We start from the raw sequence: 16790 nt of genomic DNA, 5'->3' as shown, positions 1-16790 counted from the left end.
GCTCGTCCTCCCTTTCCGTTGGCCGCCCTGCCCGACCGGTCCGGTCGGCACACGCGGCTCACGGTCCGATGCCGAAGCTTTGCCCGACTGCCGATTCGGCTGCCGGGCCGGTCAACGGGGCTCGGCCGGGCCTTCGTGGCCCGGCTCCGTGCTCGTCGGATGCCAGCCGGTGAAGTGCCACACCTGGGGTTCCTCCAGGCTGAGGGGGCGGTACTGGGCCACGGGCGGCGAGGGTCTGAGGTCTCCCGGCTCGGGCAGGTCGGCGCCCAGTTCGTGGAAGGGCACCCGGAGGATCTCCCAGCGCGTGTACACGTCCTCCATGACCAGGCCCGCGTAGGCGCGCGGGCCTCCCACCAGGCTCACCGGCATGTACGCGTCATCGTCCTGGACCGCGCCGTCGGCGATCTGGTCCGTGCTTTCAGTGATGCTCATATGCCCATCCTGCGGTGGATCGTGCCGAGCCGGGGAGTCGGCCCGCCGGGGGAGGGCCGATCCGTCCGACAGTTCCGGGCTCCCCGCACGGTTCGGGGGGCTCCCGGGGACGGATCAGCGGGTTCCGGGCCCGGGCGGGGCCTCAGCCCCGCAGGTGTTCGGGCGTGGCCCGGCGGGTGCGGAAGTCGCGGGCGCCGGGTGCCAGGGCGGCCAGGGCCGGGGCCAGGACGCACAGGGCGGCGCAGGCCAGCAGCACGTTCTGGGCGCCGAAGGCCTGGGCGGCCGGGGCGATCAGGGCCAGGCCCACCGGGGCGAAACCGTAGGCGAACAGGAAGTCCAGGGAGGACACCCGGGCCAGTTTGTCCGGGGCGACCTCGCGCTGTGCGGCGGTGAACCACGGGACGTTGAACAGTTCCACGCCCAGGCCCACGAGCGCGTAGGCGGCGAACACCCAGACGGCACCCACGGGGAACACCAGGCTCAGCGGGGCGAGGGCGTACAGTCCCAGGCCGAACAGGGCCCACCAGCCCTGGGCCCGTGGTTTCCACCGGGCGACCAGCAGGGCGCCGGCCAGCGCGCCGCCGGTGTAGGCGGTCAGGGCCCCGGCCAGCACGGCCTCGGTGCCGTAGTGGTCGCGGCTGGTGAGGGGGAGCAGGACGTTGGTGGCGGAGTAGCCCAGGGCGATGACCACGGTCAGGGCGCCCAGTCCGGCGAGGAACCAGGCGTGGCGTCGGGCCTCGGTGAGGCCCTCCGCGAACTCGACGTGGAAGGGCGAGCGGGCGGGGCGTTCGGCGGGGGCGGACCCGCCGCCCCGGGGCAGGAGCGCCGCGGCCAGCCACAGGGCGGCCGTGACCAGGAGCAGGGCCCCGGGGCCGGTGACCGTGGCCAGCAGTGCGGTCAGCCCGGGGGCGAGGAAGGTGACCCCGCGCACGGAGAAGGTCAGGGCGGCGTTGGCCTGCTGCCGGTCCTCGGGGGCGACGACCTCGGCGGTCAGTGCCTGGAAGGCGGGCCGACAGGCCCCCTGGCCCACGCCCACCACGGCGGCGGCCACCGCCATCAGCGCGGTGGAGGTGCCCAGGCCCGCGGCGAGGACGGGGCTGGCGGCGGCCGCGGCGAGGCCGGACCACAGGACGACCGAGCGGCGCGAGTGGCGGTCGGCGAGCAGCCCGCCCAGGGGGACCGCGACCAGGAAACCGGCGGTGCGGGTGGCCAGGACCAGGCCGAGCCCCACCGCGCTCAGCGAACCGTGCAGGACCGCGAGGCCCAGGATGAACGGCATCGCCCAGGTGGCCAGGCCCGAGGCGGTGGTTCCGCACCACAGGCGGACGAAGTCCGGTCGCAGGAGCGGGTTGCGGCGGCGCTTCAGCGGATCGGTCATGTTCGGCGTCGTCGTTGACACGGAGAGTACTCATCTCGGTTCGGTGTGTGTGCGTGCACCACTATAGTGAAAACGGTTATCAATTGCGCCTTGGCTGGGCGGCTCGCTCTCCCGGTTGCGGGGTTTGTCCGGCGGGGCGATGGATGTCCCGCCCGCGGGGGTTGGCGCCCGCGGGGAGGGGGCAACGAGATTCCGTGGGGCGCGTGGATTCCGGTGGACGGAGTGTGACAACGATTATCGTTTTCGCTATGGTCGGCGAAGGTACCGCTCCCCGGTGGACCCCCGCCACCGGACTCCGACCCCCACGCCCGCCCGACCCCGAGGGCCGCCCCGGAACCGGACCGGCCACCACACGCAACCCCCTCCCCCCGAAAGGACCCGAGTGGACCCCTCCCAGATCGCCCAGCTGCCCCCTCCGCTGCCGCCCGAGCAGATCATCGGCCTCAACCAGCCCAGGGCCGACCTCCACACCCTCCGCGGCTACACCTGGAACGGGTGGGAGTTCGACGTTCCCCCAGGGGTCTTCCTACCCGGAGCGACCAGCCGCATGATCCACCAGCGCATCCTCGACGACGACATCGACGTGCGCGGACGCGTCTACGCCGCGATGGGGGCCGGGCTCGGTGTCGAGGCCGTCGTCGCCGGGCTGCGCGGCGCCGAACGCGTCCTCGCCGTGGACGTCCACCCCGCCAGCGTCGCGGCGGCCGAGCACAACTACCACCGGCTCGTCGGGCCCGGCGGCGGGAGCGAGTTCGTCCCGCTGGTCTCCGACCTCTTCGCGGACCTGCCCGAGGGCACGAGGCTCGACACCGTCACGTTCAACCCCCCGGCGGTGAGCCGGCCCGTCAGTGACGACCCCGACATCGTCCGCAACGTCTGCGCGGGCCGCCCCGTCACCGACGCCTTCTTCACCCAGCTCGCCGAACGCGACCTCCTGGCCCCCGGCGCAGAGGTCTACTTCATCGCCTCCAACACCGCCGACCTGCGCCAGATCATCGGACACGCCGCCGACTGCGGCTTCACCGCGCACGTCCACCACCTGCACGACTGGGACGACGGCGTCCTGACCTACCTGTTCCGCCTCACCAGGGAGACCGGCCAGTGAGAGACCTCGAAGAGCTGCACCGGTCCGTGCTCGCCACCCCCGACCTCCCCGTCGCCACCAGCGTGTTCTGGGTTCACCACGGCACCCGCCTCGCCGGAGGCGAGGTCACCTATCTCAACCAGTACGTCCTGGTGCGGATCGGTCGGGCCTTCGGAGCCTGCGCGTTCGAGGCGGGCGAGGTGGACCCCGGCGTGTGCGCCGAACTGTCCGGCAGTCCCCTGGCCGACCTCCTACGGGGCCCCGCCCCGGTCCGGCTGGCCGCACTGGACGCCTACCTGGGCCAGGCCGAACCGCACTCCGAGGACGCCCGCGCCGAACGCCTCACCCTGCCGTACGGCACCCCCGAGGAACGGGCCCTCGCCCGCGACCGGGCCATCGCCGGGCTCCTCCCCGACCCCGACGGCCGGCGAATCGCACTGATCGGCGTGGTCAACCCGCTCGTCGCGGCCATCCGCGAACGGGGCGGCGAATGCCTGCCCTGTGACCTGAACCTGCGCCGCACCCAGTGGGGCGACCCCGTCAGCACCGACATGGACGAGGTCCTGGCCGAGGCCGACGCCGTCGTCGCCACCGGAATGACCCTGGGCAACGGCACCTTCGACCGCATCCTGGAGCGCTGCCGGGAGCGCGCGGTGCCGCTGGTCGTCTACGCCCAGAGCGGCAGCGCGGTGGCCCGGGCCTTCCTGGGCTCCGGCGTCACCGCTCTGTCCGCCGAGCCCTTCCCGTTCTCGCAGTTCAGCGCGGAACCGACACATCTCTACCGTTACCGATAAGGAACCCACGAGTGACCCTTGGAACTGGACAGGCGACCTGCCACCACGGCGAGATCCTCCAGGGCGTGTTCCTGGACGGGCGGGGACGCCCCACCCGTGGCCTGGTCACCCTGCCGATGGCCGATCCCCGCACCCGTGCGGTGTTCACCCCGTTCTCGGCCCGGGCGCCCCGCCGCGTCGTCGTCGACCCGCCGGACCGGGCCAAGGCGGCCCGCGCCGCCGAGCTCGCCGTCGCCGAGTGCGCGCGCACGGGCGGGGTGCGGCCGGTCGGCGGCTACCTCCGGGTCCGCGGCGGTGCCGTGCCGGGGCTCGGTATGGGGTCCTCCACGAGTGACGTCACGGCGGCCGTGCGCGCGGTCTCGGCGGGGCTCGGGGTGGAGCTCCCACCCGCTGCCGTCGCCCGGGTGGCGGTCGCCGCGGAGGGTGCCAGCGATCCGGTCATGTTCGGTGACCGGCCGCTGCTCTTCGCCCAGCGCGAGGGCCGGGTCCTGGAGGAGCTGGGGCCGGATCTGCCGGAGATGGCAGTCGTGGGCTGCCTGACCGGATGTGGCCAACCGGTCGACACCCTCTCCCTGGCGGGTACCGCACGGCGGGGGGACATCGCCGTCTACGAGAGGTTGCGTGCCGTGCTGCGTACCGCGATCACCGACCGCGACGTGGCCGGGGTCGGGCACGTGTGCACCGAGAGCGCCGTCCTCAACCAGCGTGTACTGCCCAAGGAGGAACTCGGTGCGCTCCGGGAGGTCGCCCGGGGCTGCGGGGCGGCGGGCATCCAGGTGGCGCACAGCGGCAACGTGGCCGGGGTCCTCTTCGACGCGGCCGACCCCGAACTCGGGGCCCGCCTCGAATCGGCGGTCGACCGGCTCGGCCGGCGGGGGCTCGCCCCGCACCGCGTCTTCTCCACCCCCACCCGGGTCACCGTCGCCCCGGGGCCACCGAACCCGAGCAACTCCAAGCCGAACACCGCCGCGCCCAACACCCCCGCCCGCGGCGGGTACTCGCAGGTCCCATCCACCCAGAGCACCGGGGAGCGATCTTGGACGAACACGTCTCCGAAGCCATCGCCAGACCTGATCTGATCGACCTCGGCGCGGGCCTGCTGTGCCTGCGCTTCGAGTCCATGAAGGTGGCCTCGGCCCTGGCGGCCGTACGGCACCTGCTCGACACCGGGGCGGTCCGCCCCGGTGACACCCTGATGGACAGCTCCAGCGGCATCTACGCCTACGGGCTGGCGCTGGCCGCTCACCGGTACGGGTTGCGCTGCCACATCATCGGATCCACGACCATCGATCACACCCTGCGCCTGCAGCTCGCGGTCCTGGGCGCCACCCTGGAGCAGATGCCGCCCTCGGACGACCTGGGGCTGGACCAGAACCGCCGGGTCCGTCGGGTCAAGCAGGTCTTACGCGAGCACCCGGACTACCACTGGATGCGCCAGTACCACGACACCGTGCACGGTCTCGGCTATCGCGCCGTGGCCGACCGGATCCGCGAGGAGACCGGTGCCGGGCCGCTGACACTGGTGGGCGGGGTGGGTTCGGGTGCCTCCACCGGGGCGCTCGCCCGCTACCTGCGCCAGAGCTCCCCGGACACCCCGTTGGTGGGTGTCCAACCGTTCGGCAGCGTCACCTTCGGCAGCGACCACGTCACCGACCCGCAGATCCTCATCGCGGGCATCGGCAGCTCCATCCCGTTCGGCAACGTCGACCACACCCTCTACGACACCGTCCACTGGACCGGCTTCGACGCCGCCCTCGCCGGAAGCGTGGACCTGCTCCGCCGCCACGCGGTCTTCGCCGGGCTCTCCACCGGTGCCGCCTACCTGGTGGCGCGCTGGGAGGCGGCGGCCGACCCCGGCAGGCAGGTGGTGTTCGTGGCCGCCGACACCGGCCACCGCTACGTCGATTCGGTCTTCGCCCGCCACGGGCAGGCCCCCGAGGTCGCCGACCTCTCCCCCCGGGAGGTCGGCGACCTCAAGGAGCTGGCCCCGCCCTGGTGCCGGATGGAGTGGGGCCGGCAGCCGGCCCCCGACCAGGCGGTCCACCTGGCCGATTGAGGCGCCCGCGCGCCCGAGGGCCCGGGAGGGGCGCACCGCCCCTGCCGGGCCCGCACCCTAGCGGTCCAGTTCCCGCAGGTACTCGGCGAACTTCTCCAGGCCGTCGATGTTGCGCGGCCCGGAGATGCCCTCGTTGTAGTCCAGGACGAAGAAGTTCTCCTCCACCACCGCGGGCACCTCCGCCATGGCGGGGGAGGAGGTGAGGAAGTCGATCTTCTCCTGTGCGGGCTGGTCGCCGTAGTCCAGGATGATGATGACCTCGGGCTCGGCCTCGACCACGGGCTCCCAGCCCACCTGGGTCCAGCGCTCCTCCAGCTCGCCGAAGACGTTCTCGCCCCCGGCGTACCTGATGATGTCGTTCGGCGGCACCTGGTTGCCCGCGGTGAAGGGCTGGTCGGTACCGGAGTCGTACAGGAAGACCGGGACGGGGTCGCCTTCGGGCGCCTGCTCCTCCACCGCCGCCACCCGCTCCTCGAACCCGGACACCAGCTCCTCGGCGCGCTCCTGCACACCGAAGATCCGCCCGAGCCGGTCCAGGTCGGCGTACAGGCCCTCGAACGGTGTCACCCGCTCGGGGTGGCCCGGGTAGTTGTAGCAGGACTCGGTGTGCATGAAGCTCTGGATGCCGATTCCGTCCAGGATCTGCGGCGTGATGCCCCGCTGGTCGCTGAACCCCGAGTTCCAGCCCGCGACCACCAGGTCGGCCTCGGCGTCCACCACCAGCTCCCGGTTGAGCAGGTCGTCACCGAGGAACTCCACCGCCTCGTAGTCCCGGGCCCACGGCGACTCCGAGACCGGCGGGTTGGCCGGGGGCATCACGTAGCCGTGTACGTGGTCGACCAGTCCCAGGGAGAACAGCTTGTCGGCGCTGCCGCCCTCGTAGGCGACCACTCGTCGGGGGGTCGTGTACTCGACCTCCTCACCGCACCGCTGGACGGTGACCGGGCCCGTGCCCGCCTCGGTGACCTCCTCCACCTCGGCACCGCACCCGGCGAGCAGGACCGAGGCGGCGGCCAGGGGGAGCAGGGCCCGGGGGCGCACGAGGGGGACGGAGCGGGACGAGGGGCGGTTCGGCGGGAGAGAACCCGCCGGTGTTCGGATGGTCATCGCAGGCCCTTCTTCGGGGGTGGGAGTTCGTACAGCAGCTGGGGGTCGCCGGTGAGGGGATGGGGCACCACGGAGGCCTCCACCCCGAAGACGTCCCGCAGCAGGGCGGGGGTGAGGACCTCCTTCGGCGTTCCGGCGGTCGCCAGGGCGCCCTCGGAGAGCACCCCGATCAGGTCGCAGGCCGAGGCGGCCAGGTTGAGGTCGTGCAGGACCACGAGCACGGTCACGCCCGCGGCGCGCAGCAGGGAGAGCAGTTCGAGCTGGTGACGCACGTCCAGGTGGTTGGTCGGCTCGTCCAGCACCAGGACCTCGGGTTCCTGGACCAGGGCCCGGGCCACCAGGACCCGCTGGCGTTCGCCGCCGGACAGTTCGAGCACACCGCGCCCGGCCAGGTGGGCCACGTCCAGCAGCTCCATCGAACGGCGGCACAGGTCGCGTTCGCGTGCGCTCAGCGGCTGGTTCCCGCGCAGGTGGGGTGTGCGGCCCAACGCGACCAGCTCCTCGACGGTGAAGTCGAGGTCGCTCCCACCCTCCTGCGTGAGTGCGGCGATCCGCTGGGCACTCTTGCGCAGGCTCGTCGCGGTCAGGTCCTGCCCGCCGAGCAGTACCCGGCCCGCGCTGGGGCCCAGCGCCCGGTACACGCAGCGCAGTGCGGTGGACTTTCCCGAGCCGTTCGGGCCGACCAGCCCGACCACCTGCCCGTCGGGGACGTCCAGGGTCAGTTCCCGCACGATCCGTGCTCCGCCCAGGTCCACGGAGAGGTCGTCGAGTAGCAGTTCCATCAGCGGCTCCCGAACAGGTAGCCGCGGCGGCGCATCAGGATGATGAACACCGGTACGCCGACCAGCGCGGTGATGACGCCGAGGGGGAGTTCGCGGGGAGCCACGGCCACCCGGGAGACCAGGTCGACCCAGACCATGAGCACCGCTCCCGCCAGTGGTGCGACGGTGAGGACCCTGCGGTGGTCCGCGCCCACCAGGATGCGCACGATGTGCGGGACCACGAGGCCGACGAAACCGATCGCCCCGCTGACCGCCACCATCGCCCCGGTCATCACGGCGGTGAGGACGAACATCCGACGGCGCAGGCGGTCGGCGTCCACGCCCAGACTGGCGGCGGTCTCGTCGCCCAGTGCCAGCACGTCCAGGGAACGGGCCTGGGCCCGGAGCAGGAGGACCCCCAGGAGTACGGCGGCCGCGACCACCGGGAGGGAGCCCCAGACGGCGGCGCCGAAACTGCCCATGGTCCAGAACAGGACGGTGCTGGTGGCCTCGTTGCTGGGGGCCAGGTAGACGATCACGCTCATGATCGCCTGGAACCCGAAGGACAGCGCCACCCCGGTCAGGACCAGCCGCAGAGGAGTGGTGCCCGTGCGCGAGTAGGAGATGGCGTAGACGAGCAGGGTCGCGGCCAGGGCCCCGGCGAAGGCACCGGCGGAGACCGCGTAGATGCCCAGGGCCGAGAACGCCCCGAGGACGCCGACCAGGACCGCGCCCACGGAGGCTCCGGAGGAGACGCCGAGGATGTAGGGGTCCGCGAGCGCGTTGCGCACCATCGCCTGGATGGCCACACCCACCACCCCCAGACCGGCGCCGACGACCGCGGCGAGCAGCACCCGGGGGGTTCGGATCTGCCAGATGACCTGGTAGCGCATGAGTTCGTCGGCCTGGATCAGGCCGCCGGTCAGCGCGGCCCACAGGTAACGGACGGTCTCACGCGGGGGGACGACCGCCGAGCCCAGGCCGATCGCCAGGACCACGGACACGGCCAGGGCGAGGACGAGGACAGCGGCTGTGGTGGCCGTTCCGGTGGGGGTGGCCAGCCAGCGGGGCTTGGGAGCGGGGGCGGGGGACGCGGCGGGGGTGTCGCTCCGGCCGGGGGACGCCGGGCCGGGCGGGGTGTCGGCGGCCTCGCCGGGGGGAGCGGGGGCTTTGCGCATCGGACCTCCCTTCCTGTCTGGTTATGAAAACGGTTTTCATTCTAAGCTCAGAGTTGACCGCTTGTGTCCATAACCGGAAGACGAGGCAGGGGAGAAGGCGCGGTCGGGGCAGGGGAGTAGCGGGAACGCCGAAGCGCCCGTCGGCGGTCCGCCGCCGACCGGTTCGGGTGAATCGGGGCGCGGGCCACCGGCGGGCGCCTGGGCCCCGGTGGGTCGGATGTGTGCCGGACGGGTGCGGGTCTGCCGGTTGCCTGCCTCAGGCGGACCCGATGGAGAACAGGCCCCGCCCGCCGAAGGCGAGCTCCGCGAAGCGTTCGCCGATACGGCGGTGCGCGGCGGTGTCCGGGTGCAGCTCGTCGGGCAGCGGCAGCTCGGCGTAATCCGCCTCGCCGTAGAGGTCGCGGCCGTCCAGGTAACCCAGGTTCGGGTCCTCGGCGGCCCGCTCGCGCACGATGCGGGCGAGCTCCTCCCGGATGGCGGTGAGCGTCAGCTTCCCCGCGGAGCGCTCCTTCGGGTCACCGGTGGCCCGGAACCGCTTCTCCCCGGCGCGTAGGGCGTCCGTGTCGAAGGCGCACGGCCCCGGGGTGTCCTCGTGGATGGGGCACAGGATCGGCGAGACCACCAGGAGCGGAGTGGTGGGGTGTCCCTCCCTGAGGGTGTCCAGAAAGCCGTGCACCGCGGGCGTGAGGGCCCGCATCCGCATCAGGTCCGCATTGACCAGGTTGATGCCGATCTTGACGCTGATCAGGTCGGCCTCGGTGTCCCGCATGGCGCGGGCGGTGAACGGGTCCAGCAGGGCGCTGCCGCCCAGGCCGAGGTTGACCAGCTCCGCGTCGGCGCGGGCGGCGGCGACCGCGGGCCAGGTCCCGGTCGGACCGGAGGCGTCGGAGCCGTGGCTGATCGAACTCCCGTGGTGCAGCCACACCCGGCGGCCCCGGTCTGGTACCGGCTCCACGGGGGCGTCGGTGCGCAGGGCGGCGAGCTCGGTGGTCTCGTCGTGCGGGAGCCAGATCTCGACGTCCTTGACCCCCTCGGGCAGGTCGGTGAACCGGGCGGTGCCGACCGGGCCCGGTCGGTGCTCGAAGCCTCCGGTGGCCGCGTCGATCGTCAGGGTGTCACCGCCGGCCACGGTGGCCCGTGCGGTGGGGCGGCCGTCGACGAGTAGTTCGTACACGCCGTCCGGGCGGGGCGGCAGGCCCGGGTAGATCCTCTTGGTGGGCACCGTGTCGAGTTCGATGACGGTGGCTCCGGTGCGCAGGCACAGCCGGACGCCGGAGGGCTGGGCCTCGGCCATGGCCAGTTGCGGGTCGGTGTTCTGGGCGCGGGCCCGGGCGGGCAGCCGGTGCGGCAGTACGCCGCGCCCGGTGTCCTCCAGGTCGAGGGCTCCGCGCAGGAACTCCGCGGTGACGGGTGTCGTGGTCAGGTGCGGGGTGTGCATGGTGTCGGCCTTGCTGTTCGGGGTGTTCGGGTGTGCCCGCTGCGGGGCGTGGAACCGGACGCGCCCGCTGCGGGACGCGGATGCGCGGTCAGCGCGCAGGCCAGTTCCTCAGCAGCGCGTCGAGGGCGTCCAGGGTTCGCGACCAGGTCTCCTGGGTGTCCGGTGCGCTGTGGCTGAACCCGCCGCCCATCTCCAGGGAGACGTAGCCGTGGAAGACGCTGCCCAGCAGGCGGACAGCGTGGGTCTGGTCCGGTTCGGACAGGTCGTAGCCGCGCAGGAGCGCCCTGGTCATCTGGGCGTGCCGGACCCCGGCGCCGGCAGCCGCCGTCTGGGGGTCGAGCCTGAGCTGGGCGGCGGCGTAGCGGCCGGGGTGCTCGTGCGCGTAGTCCCGATAGACGTCGGCGAGGGCGGTCAGGGCTTCCTTGCCGGAGCGGCCGGCCAGGGCCTCGGCGGCCCGGTCGGCGAGTTCCTCCAGGGCGAGCAGGGCGATCCTGGTCCGCAGGTCCTGGGAGTTGCGTACGTGCGAGTACAGGCTCGCGACCCTGACGTCGAACCGTCTGGCCAGCGCCGAGACGGTCACCTGGTCGAAGCCGACCTCGTCGGCGAGCTCGGCTCCCGCCTGCGTGAGTCGTTGCGCCGTGAGTCCTGCACGTGTCATGAATGCCCCCTACTTGCCTAAGGCCTTATTGTATTTGCCTAATACCTTTAGGCAAATATTCGATCCTCAGAGGAAGCGGGCGCGGACACGAAGGCACCCGTGACGCGGGGCGTCACGGGTGCCGAAGAGCGTTCCTGCGGAGGCGGTCAGTCCTCCAGGGTCTCCTGGATGAGCGGCACGATGCCGTCCAGGGCGTGGTTCACGCCCAGGGTGGAACCGCTGGAGAAGGCGTTGACCAGCTCAGGGTCGTCCAGGACGATCAGGCGTCCGTCCTGGGCGGAGGGGATCCCCTGCAGGACCGGGTCCTCGTTCAGGAACTCCACGGCCTCGGGGCCGCCGATCGGGAAGACGACGGTCAGGTCGGCGTCCAGCTCCTCCACGAGCTCGGAGCTCAGGTCGGCGTAGAAGGCGCCGTCGGCCATCTCCACGAGTTCGGGCTTGTACTCGAAACCGAGTTCGGTGAGCACGTCCACCCGGGTGTCACCGGGGACGTAGGCCCCGTACTGCCCGTCGAAGTAGGCGCCCACCGCGATGGTGAGGTCCGCGAAATCGGGGTTGTCCGCCCGCAGCTGCGCGAAGCGGTCCTCGAGCTCGGTGACCAGTTCCTCGCCGCGCTCCTGCTCGCCGAGGACCTCGGCGACCTGGCGGGTCTGCTGCTGCCAGGTGGTGCCGTAGGTGACCTCGACCCCGGGCGGTGGGCCGACCACCGGGGCGACGGGGGAGAGGAGGTCGTGCCGTTCCTGGGAGTTGTCGGAGCGCGTGTCGAGGATGACGTCGGGCTCCAGGGAGGCGATCGCCTCCAGGTTGGGCTCCATGGTGCCGAGCTGCTCGGGCTCTGAGTCGAACAGGTCGGAGGCCCAGGGGCCCACACCGGTGCCACCGTAGCCCTGCCAGTCGGCGACGCCCACCGGCTGCACGCCCAGGGCGAGGGCGGTCTCGGCGTCGGACCAGCCGAGCGCGACCACGTTCTCGGGGCGGTCCTCGATCTCCACGTCGCCGAAGAGGGTCGCGACGGTGACGGGGTAGCCCTCGGCCGTCTCGCCCGTGGGCTCCGTCGAGGTGTCGGATCCGCCGCAGGCGGTGAGCAGGACGATGGCCAGGGCGCCGGCGGTGATCAGGCCGGGACGGGTGGGCGGACCGGGGTTCATGGGACCTCGCTGTCGAAGATGAGCTTAGCCTTGCCTAAGCTTAATTTGACCAGGTTAGCGCTTCCTGTGCACGGTGTGGTCACAGGGTCCGGGGTCAGTCGACCCCGGCGACGCCGGCGCGCCAGTAGCCCACGAACGTGATGTCGTCCTTGGCGACCTCGTGCTCGCGCACCAGGGCGCGGCGCAGCCCCGTGGGCAGCCCGTTCTCTCCGGCCACCCAGCAGTACGGGCGCCCCTTCGGCAGGGGGCCGGACCGGACCGTCTCCAGGGCCAGTCGCCCCGGGACGGCGTGCTCGTCCTCGCGCGGCAGCCAGTGCACCTCCACGCCGGGCGGCGCCTCCACCGGGCGGACGTCACGGGGCGAGGGGACCTCCAGATAGACCTGGGCGCGCAGGTCCCGGGGGGCCTGTTCGACGATGGACAGCAGGGCGGGCACGGCGCTCTCGTCGCCGACCAGCAGGTGCCAGTCCGCCTCGGGCGGGGGCAGGTAGTAGATCCCCTCGGGGAACAGTCCCACCTCGTCGCCGACCGTGGCCGAGGCGGCCCAGGTCGAGGCCGGGCCCCCGTCGGCGTGCGCCACGAACTCCACGTCCAGTTCCAGGGCCTCGGGGTCGAACCGGCGCATCGTGTAGTTGCGCACGTAGGGACGCACCTCGTCGGGCATCTCGCGGTACTCGGGGTACCAGCCGTCCGCGTCGGAGTCCGGCAGGGTCAGCCGGTCCTGGCCGGGGCGCCGGAGGAAGACGCGCACGCACTGGTCCAGTCCCAGGAACTCGAACCGGGCCAGGTCCGGGCCGCCGAAGGTCACGGTGACGAAGTGGTCGGTGGTCCGTTCGGTCCGCACGACCCGGGCACGGATCATTTGGCGGTGGCTCGGGTGCTGGATGCGCAACGAGGGGTCCTTCGGCGGCGAGTGCGTGGGTGGGGCGTGAGGTTAGCCTAACCAATATCATGACTCCTGGGAAAACGCCCTTCCTGGGACGGAACGGTCATCCTGTGGTCGGAGGGCGCGCCCGTAATGGCTAGGATTGCCCGGTTGGACGGCTGACACGAGGGGACGGGAAACGGATGATCATGCCTGAGGGGCCGCCCCCGCGCCCCCGCGGACGGGGCGGACGGGCCCCGAACGGAGACGTACCGTGACCCAAGCCCCCACCGCCCCCGAACCCGTCCCCGCCACCGCCGGGGAGCTGCGTTCGCGCACACTGCGCCGCCACCGCGGCCGCGTCACCCTCGGGGTCCTCCTCCTCTCCCTCCACCAGGTCTGCGAGACGCTCGTCCCGGTCGCCATCGGCCTCACCATCGACCTCGCCGTCTCCACCGGGGACGTCACCGCCCTGGCGTGGTGCGTGGGCGGGCTCGCCCTGCTCTTCGCCGTCCTGGCCAGTGCCTACCGCTTCGGCGCCCGCTTCACCCTCGGCGCCCTGGAACGCGAGGCCCACCTGCTGCGCCTGGAGTCCGCCCGCCGGGTCCTGCACCCCCGGGGTGAACGCAGCGGCCTGCGTTCCGGCGAGGTCCTGGCCGTGGCCACCTCCGACGCCGAACAGGCCGCCACCTACGTGCGCGCCTGGGCCGTGGGCATCGCCCAGGCCACCGGGATCGTCGTCACCACCGTCGTCCTGCTCACCATCAACGTCCCCCTCGGCCTCGGCGTGCTCCTCGGCGTCCCGCTCATGCTCCTGCTGCTGCGCGTCCCCGCCGCCCGCATCACCCGCCGCACCGAGGCCAAACAGGCCACCGCCGCCCGGGCCACCGCCATGGCCACCGACCTCGTCGGCGGCCTGCGCGTACTCATGGGCATCGGAGCCCGGCACAACGCGGCCCTGCGCTACCGCGAGGTCAGCGACCGCGCCCTGACCGCCTCCGTCGGCGCCGCCGCCACCAACGGCCTCTACAAGGGCCTGGTCACCGCCACCGGTGCCCTCTTCCTGGCCTGCGTCGCCGGAACCGCCGGGTGGATGGCCCTCCGGGGGCACCTCACCATCGGCGAACTCGTCATCGTGGTCGGTCTCGCCCAGTTCCTCGCCGAACCCGTCCAGATGCTCGGCATGGTCGGGCAGATGTTCGCGATCGCGCGCGCCTCGGCCCAGCGCCTGGTCCGCCTCCTCAACGCGCCCGACGCCGTCACTCCCGGCGACCGGACCCTCCCGGAGGCGCCGCACGCCGTGGAGCTCCGGGGGGTCAGCCACCGCACGCTCGACGGCGTCGATCTGACGGTCGACCCGGGGGAGCTCGTCGGGGTGCTCACCACCGACCCCCGGGACGCCGAGTCCCTGGTCGAGGTCCTCGCCGGACGGGCCGAAGGGGCCGGAGGCAGCACCCGGATCGGCGGGGTACCCGTGAGCGAACTCGGCCTCACCTCGCTGCGCGCGACGGTGCTGGTCGAGGAACACGACAGCGTCCTGTTCGAGGGCACCCTGCGCTCCAACCTGGTCACCACCGACGGACGCCGCCGCGACGACACCGCCCTGCTGGCCGCCCTGGCCGCGGCCGCCGCGCAGGACCTGGTCACGGGGCACCCCCGAGGGCTCGACCGGCCCGTCACCGACCACGCCGCCAACCTCTCCGGCGGCCAGCGCCAGCGCGTCGCCCTGGCCCGCGCCCTGGTCGCCGACCCACCGGTACTGGTCCTGCACGACCCCACCACCGCGGTCGACGCCGTCACCGAGGCGGACATCGCCCGGGGCACGGCCGAGCTGCGCGCCGGACGCATGCCCCTTGGCGCCACCCTCGTCATCGCGGGCAGCCCCGCGCTGCTCGCCCGCGCCGACCGCGTGGTGGTCCTGCGGGAGGGCAGGGTGCACGCCCTGGGCACCCACGCACAGCTGGCCGAGGACGACCCCCACTACCGCGAGGCGGTGCTGCGTTGAGCACGGAACCCACCACCGAGGCCGGGCCCCGGGAAACGGAAACCGCCGCCGGGGCCGGTCCCCGGGAACACGAGGGGGCCGACAGCGGGCCGGAACTGCTGCCCACCGCAACCGCCAAACGCACCGGGGCCGTACTCCTCGACGGGGTCCGCGCCGCCCCCCGGGCCACCGCCCTGGCCGTCGTGACCGTCCTCGCGGGCAGCGCGGCCGGGCTCGTGGCGCCCTGGGTCCTCGGTTCGATGGTCGACGACATCTCCGCCGGGGCCGGACCGGACGCGATCCTGCGGTCGGCCGCACTCATCGCCGCGTCCGCCCTGGTCGGCGGAATCCTGGTGGGGATCGGTGCCTGGCAGGTCAGCCGGGTCGGCGAGACCATCCTCGCCCGGTTGCGCGAACGCGTGATGGAGCGTGTCCTGCACATGCCCGCCGCACGGTTGGAGAGGGTACGGATCGGCGACCTGCTCTCCCGGGTCGGCGACGACGTCGCCGTGGTCACCACCGCCATCGCCCGCAACGGCCCCGAGGTCGTCACCGCCCTGGCCGTGGTCGTGCTCACCGCCGGGGGGATGACCGCCCTCGACTGGCGTCTGGGTCTGGCCGGCCTGGCCGCCGTGCCCTTCTACGTCTGGGCGGTGCGCTGGTACATGCCCAGGTCGGGCCCCTACTACGCCCGGGAGCGCATCGCCATGGGCGAGCGCTCGCACGCCCTCATGGGCGCACTGCGCGGCCGCGGCACCGTGCGCGCCTACCGGCTGGAGGAGGAGCACGAACAGCGCATCGCCGACCGCTCCCGCACCGCGATGCAGCTGACCCTGGACGTGTTCCGGTTGTTCACCCGGCTTGGCGCGCGGATGAACGGCTCCGAGTTCGTGGGGCTGGGCGCCGTGCTGGTGGTGGGCTTCTGGCTGGTTCGAGGAGACCTCGCCACCGTCGGCATGGTCACCGCCGCCGCCCTGTACTTCCACCGCCTCTTCGGGCCGCTGGGCTTCCTCGTGATGAACTTCAACGACGTCCAGCAGGCCGGCGCGAGCCTGGCCCGCCTGGCCGGGGTCGTGGACCTGCCCACCGCCCGGGACCCGGGCACCGAGGAGGGACCCGCCGGGTCCTCCCTGCACGTGGAGGGGGTCAGCCACACCTACGCTCCCGGCGCCCCCAGGGCCTTGGACCGGGTGGACCTCAGAGTCGCCCCCGGCGAACGGGTCGCCCTCGTCGGTGCCAGCGGAGCGGGCAAGACCACCCTGGCCGCCGTCGTCAGCGGCCTGCGCACCCCCACCTCGGGAACGGTGTACCTCGGCGGGATCCCCCTGGACGAACTCGGCGAACAGCGCGTACGCGAACACGTCTTCCTGGTCAGCCAGGAGACCCACGTGTTCGCCGGGACCCTCCTGGACGACCTGCGCCTGGCCCGCGCCGGGGCCACCGCCGCGGAGGCGGAGGAGGCACTGGACACCGTCGACGCCCTCGACTGGGTGCGCGCCCTCCCCGAGGGCACGGCCACCGTCGTGGGCGAGGGCGGCCACGCGCTCACCGCCGAACAGGCCCAGCACCTGGCCCTGGCCCGACTCGTCCTCGCCGACCCGGACCTGGCGGTGCTCGACGAGGCCACCGCCGAGGCCGGGAGCTCCGGAGCACGCCGACTGGAGAGGGCTGCGGTCGCCGCCACCAAGGGCCGCACCACCCTGGTGGTCGCGCACCGCCTCACCCAGGCACAGACCGCCGACCGCGTGGTCGTCATGGACCAGGGACGGATCGTCGAGGAGGGCACCCACGAGCGCCTCGTCGCCGACGGGGGGCGCTACGCCCGCCTCTGGCGCAGCTGGCAGGGCTGACCGCCCGCGCACCGGCCCGGAGGGGCCCGGACGGAGAGGGCACCGCCAGGACGCGGT

At 73.0% G+C, this 16790-nt stretch carries 15 protein-coding genes; 6 read left to right on the top strand and 9 right to left on the bottom strand.

What is annotated here, in order from left to right:
* Positions 1-111: 111 nt before the first annotated feature.
* Positions 112-432, bottom strand: a complete 321-nt coding sequence (locus tag ACUKCB_RS08730) for a hypothetical protein (protein WP_473040014.1) — start codon at positions 430-432, stop codon at positions 112-114.
* Positions 433-574: 142 nt separating this feature from the next.
* On the bottom strand, positions 575-1810 hold the full coding sequence (locus ACUKCB_RS08725; RefSeq protein ID WP_473040013.1) for an MFS transporter: 1236 nt from the start codon (positions 1808-1810) through the stop codon (positions 575-577).
* A 382-nt stretch (positions 1811-2192) separates the two neighbouring features.
* On the opposite strand from ACUKCB_RS08725, the gene ACUKCB_RS08720 reads away from it, so the two are divergent.
* From ACUKCB_RS08720 to ACUKCB_RS08705, 4 genes are read left to right on the top strand one after another with little or no spacing between them, the layout of a single operon-like run.
* Complete coding sequence (locus ACUKCB_RS08720) at positions 2193-2915, top strand: class I SAM-dependent methyltransferase (RefSeq protein WP_473040012.1); 723 nt, start codon at positions 2193-2195, stop codon at positions 2913-2915.
* Positions 2912-3688, top strand: coding sequence for a Rossmann-like domain-containing protein (locus tag ACUKCB_RS08715; protein WP_473040011.1), 777 nt, complete (start codon positions 2912-2914; stop codon positions 3686-3688). The genes ACUKCB_RS08720 and ACUKCB_RS08715 overlap by 4 nt, the downstream gene beginning before the upstream one ends.
* A gap of 11 nt (positions 3689-3699) precedes the next feature.
* Positions 3700-4767 carry a GHMP family kinase ATP-binding protein gene (locus tag ACUKCB_RS08710; protein ID WP_473040010.1) on the top strand — a complete coding sequence of 356 codons (1068 nt, stop codon included), beginning with the start codon at positions 3700-3702 and terminating at the stop codon, positions 4765-4767.
* A complete protein-coding gene (locus tag ACUKCB_RS08705) occupies positions 4725-5744 on the top strand; it encodes a pyridoxal-phosphate dependent enzyme (RefSeq protein WP_473040009.1) in 1020 nt (339 codons plus the stop codon). Before ACUKCB_RS08710 ends, ACUKCB_RS08705 begins: the two co-directional genes overlap by 43 nt.
* Positions 5745-5801: 57 nt before the next feature.
* Here ACUKCB_RS08705 and ACUKCB_RS08700 read toward each other — a convergent pair whose 3' ends face one another.
* The 7 genes from ACUKCB_RS08700 to ACUKCB_RS08670 form a co-directional block, all read right to left on the bottom strand.
* Positions 5802-6851 carry an ABC transporter substrate-binding protein gene (locus ACUKCB_RS08700; protein WP_473040008.1) on the bottom strand — a complete coding sequence of 350 codons (1050 nt, stop codon included), beginning with the start codon at positions 6849-6851 and terminating at the stop codon, positions 5802-5804.
* Complete coding sequence (locus ACUKCB_RS08695) at positions 6848-7633, bottom strand: ABC transporter ATP-binding protein (protein WP_473040007.1); 786 nt, start codon at positions 7631-7633, stop codon at positions 6848-6850. The genes ACUKCB_RS08700 and ACUKCB_RS08695 overlap by 4 nt, the downstream gene beginning before the upstream one ends.
* Positions 7633-8790, bottom strand: coding sequence for a FecCD family ABC transporter permease (locus ACUKCB_RS08690; protein WP_473040006.1), 1158 nt, complete (start codon positions 8788-8790; stop codon positions 7633-7635). Before ACUKCB_RS08690 ends, ACUKCB_RS08695 begins: the two co-directional genes overlap by 1 nt.
* Before the next feature lie 256 nt (positions 8791-9046).
* Positions 9047-10228 carry a GDSL-type esterase/lipase family protein gene (locus ACUKCB_RS08685; protein WP_473040005.1) on the bottom strand — a complete coding sequence of 394 codons (1182 nt, stop codon included), beginning with the start codon at positions 10226-10228 and terminating at the stop codon, positions 9047-9049.
* Positions 10229-10316: 88 nt separating this feature from the next.
* Positions 10317-10886 (bottom strand): TetR/AcrR family transcriptional regulator, encoded by a 570-nt coding sequence (locus ACUKCB_RS08680; RefSeq protein ID WP_473040004.1) that lies wholly within the window; start codon positions 10884-10886, stop codon positions 10317-10319.
* Positions 10887-11032: 146 nt separating this feature from the next.
* Positions 11033-12034: an iron-siderophore ABC transporter substrate-binding protein gene (locus ACUKCB_RS08675; protein ID WP_473040003.1), complete on the bottom strand. Its 1002-nt coding sequence runs from the start codon at positions 12032-12034 to the stop codon at positions 11033-11035.
* A 94-nt stretch (positions 12035-12128) separates the two neighbouring features.
* The gene (locus ACUKCB_RS08670; RefSeq protein ID WP_473040953.1) at positions 12129-12896 is read right to left on the bottom strand and encodes a siderophore-interacting protein; all 768 of its coding nucleotides are present in this window, start codon (positions 12894-12896) and stop codon (positions 12129-12131) included.
* Between the two features lie 277 nt (positions 12897-13173).
* Here ACUKCB_RS08670 and ACUKCB_RS08665 point away from each other — a divergent pair, with 277 nt between their 5' ends.
* Together ACUKCB_RS08665 and ACUKCB_RS08660 are read left to right on the top strand one after the other, a co-directional pair.
* Positions 13174-14904, top strand: coding sequence for an ABC transporter ATP-binding protein (locus tag ACUKCB_RS08665; protein WP_473040002.1), 1731 nt, complete (start codon positions 13174-13176; stop codon positions 14902-14904).
* Entirely contained in the window at positions 14901-16733 is a 1833-nt protein-coding gene (locus tag ACUKCB_RS08660) for an ABC transporter ATP-binding protein (protein ID WP_473040001.1), read from the top strand. Before ACUKCB_RS08665 ends, ACUKCB_RS08660 begins: the two co-directional genes overlap by 4 nt.
* Positions 16734-16790: the final 57 nt, after the last annotated feature.

It is taken from the genome of Nocardiopsis moroccensis, assembly GCF_055763695.1.
Note: the sequence above shows the minus strand (reverse complement) of the source record. Positions and strands in the feature narration are given on the sequence as shown.

What these genes read in the sequence shown, in the direction of transcription:
- ACUKCB_RS08730 (WP_473040014.1), bottom strand. Translation starts at nt 432, where the DNA reads ATGAGCATCACTGAAAGCACGGACCAGATCGCCGACGGCGCGGTCCAG.
- ACUKCB_RS08725 (WP_473040013.1), bottom strand. Translation starts at nt 1,810, where the DNA reads ATGACCGATCCGCTGAAGCGCCGCCGCAACCCGCTCCTGCGACCGGAC.
- ACUKCB_RS08700 (WP_473040008.1), bottom strand. Translation starts at nt 6,851, where the DNA reads ATGACCATCCGAACACCGGCGGGTTCTCTCCCGCCGAACCGCCCCTCG.
- ACUKCB_RS08695 (WP_473040007.1), bottom strand. Translation starts at nt 7,633, where the DNA reads ATGGAACTGCTACTCGACGACCTCTCCGTGGACCTGGGCGGAGCACGG.
- ACUKCB_RS08690 (WP_473040006.1), bottom strand. Translation starts at nt 8,790, where the DNA reads ATGCGCAAAGCCCCCGCTCCCCCCGGCGAGGCCGCCGACACCCCGCCC.
- ACUKCB_RS08685 (WP_473040005.1), bottom strand. Translation starts at nt 10,228, where the DNA reads ATGCACACCCCGCACCTGACCACGACACCCGTCACCGCGGAGTTCCTG.
- ACUKCB_RS08680 (WP_473040004.1), bottom strand. Translation starts at nt 10,886, where the DNA reads ATGACACGTGCAGGACTCACGGCGCAACGACTCACGCAGGCGGGAGCC.
- ACUKCB_RS08675 (WP_473040003.1), bottom strand. Translation starts at nt 12,034, where the DNA reads ATGAACCCCGGTCCGCCCACCCGTCCCGGCCTGATCACCGCCGGCGCC.
- ACUKCB_RS08670 (WP_473040953.1), bottom strand. Translation starts at nt 12,896, where the DNA reads ATGATCCGTGCCCGGGTCGTGCGGACCGAACGGACCACCGACCACTTC.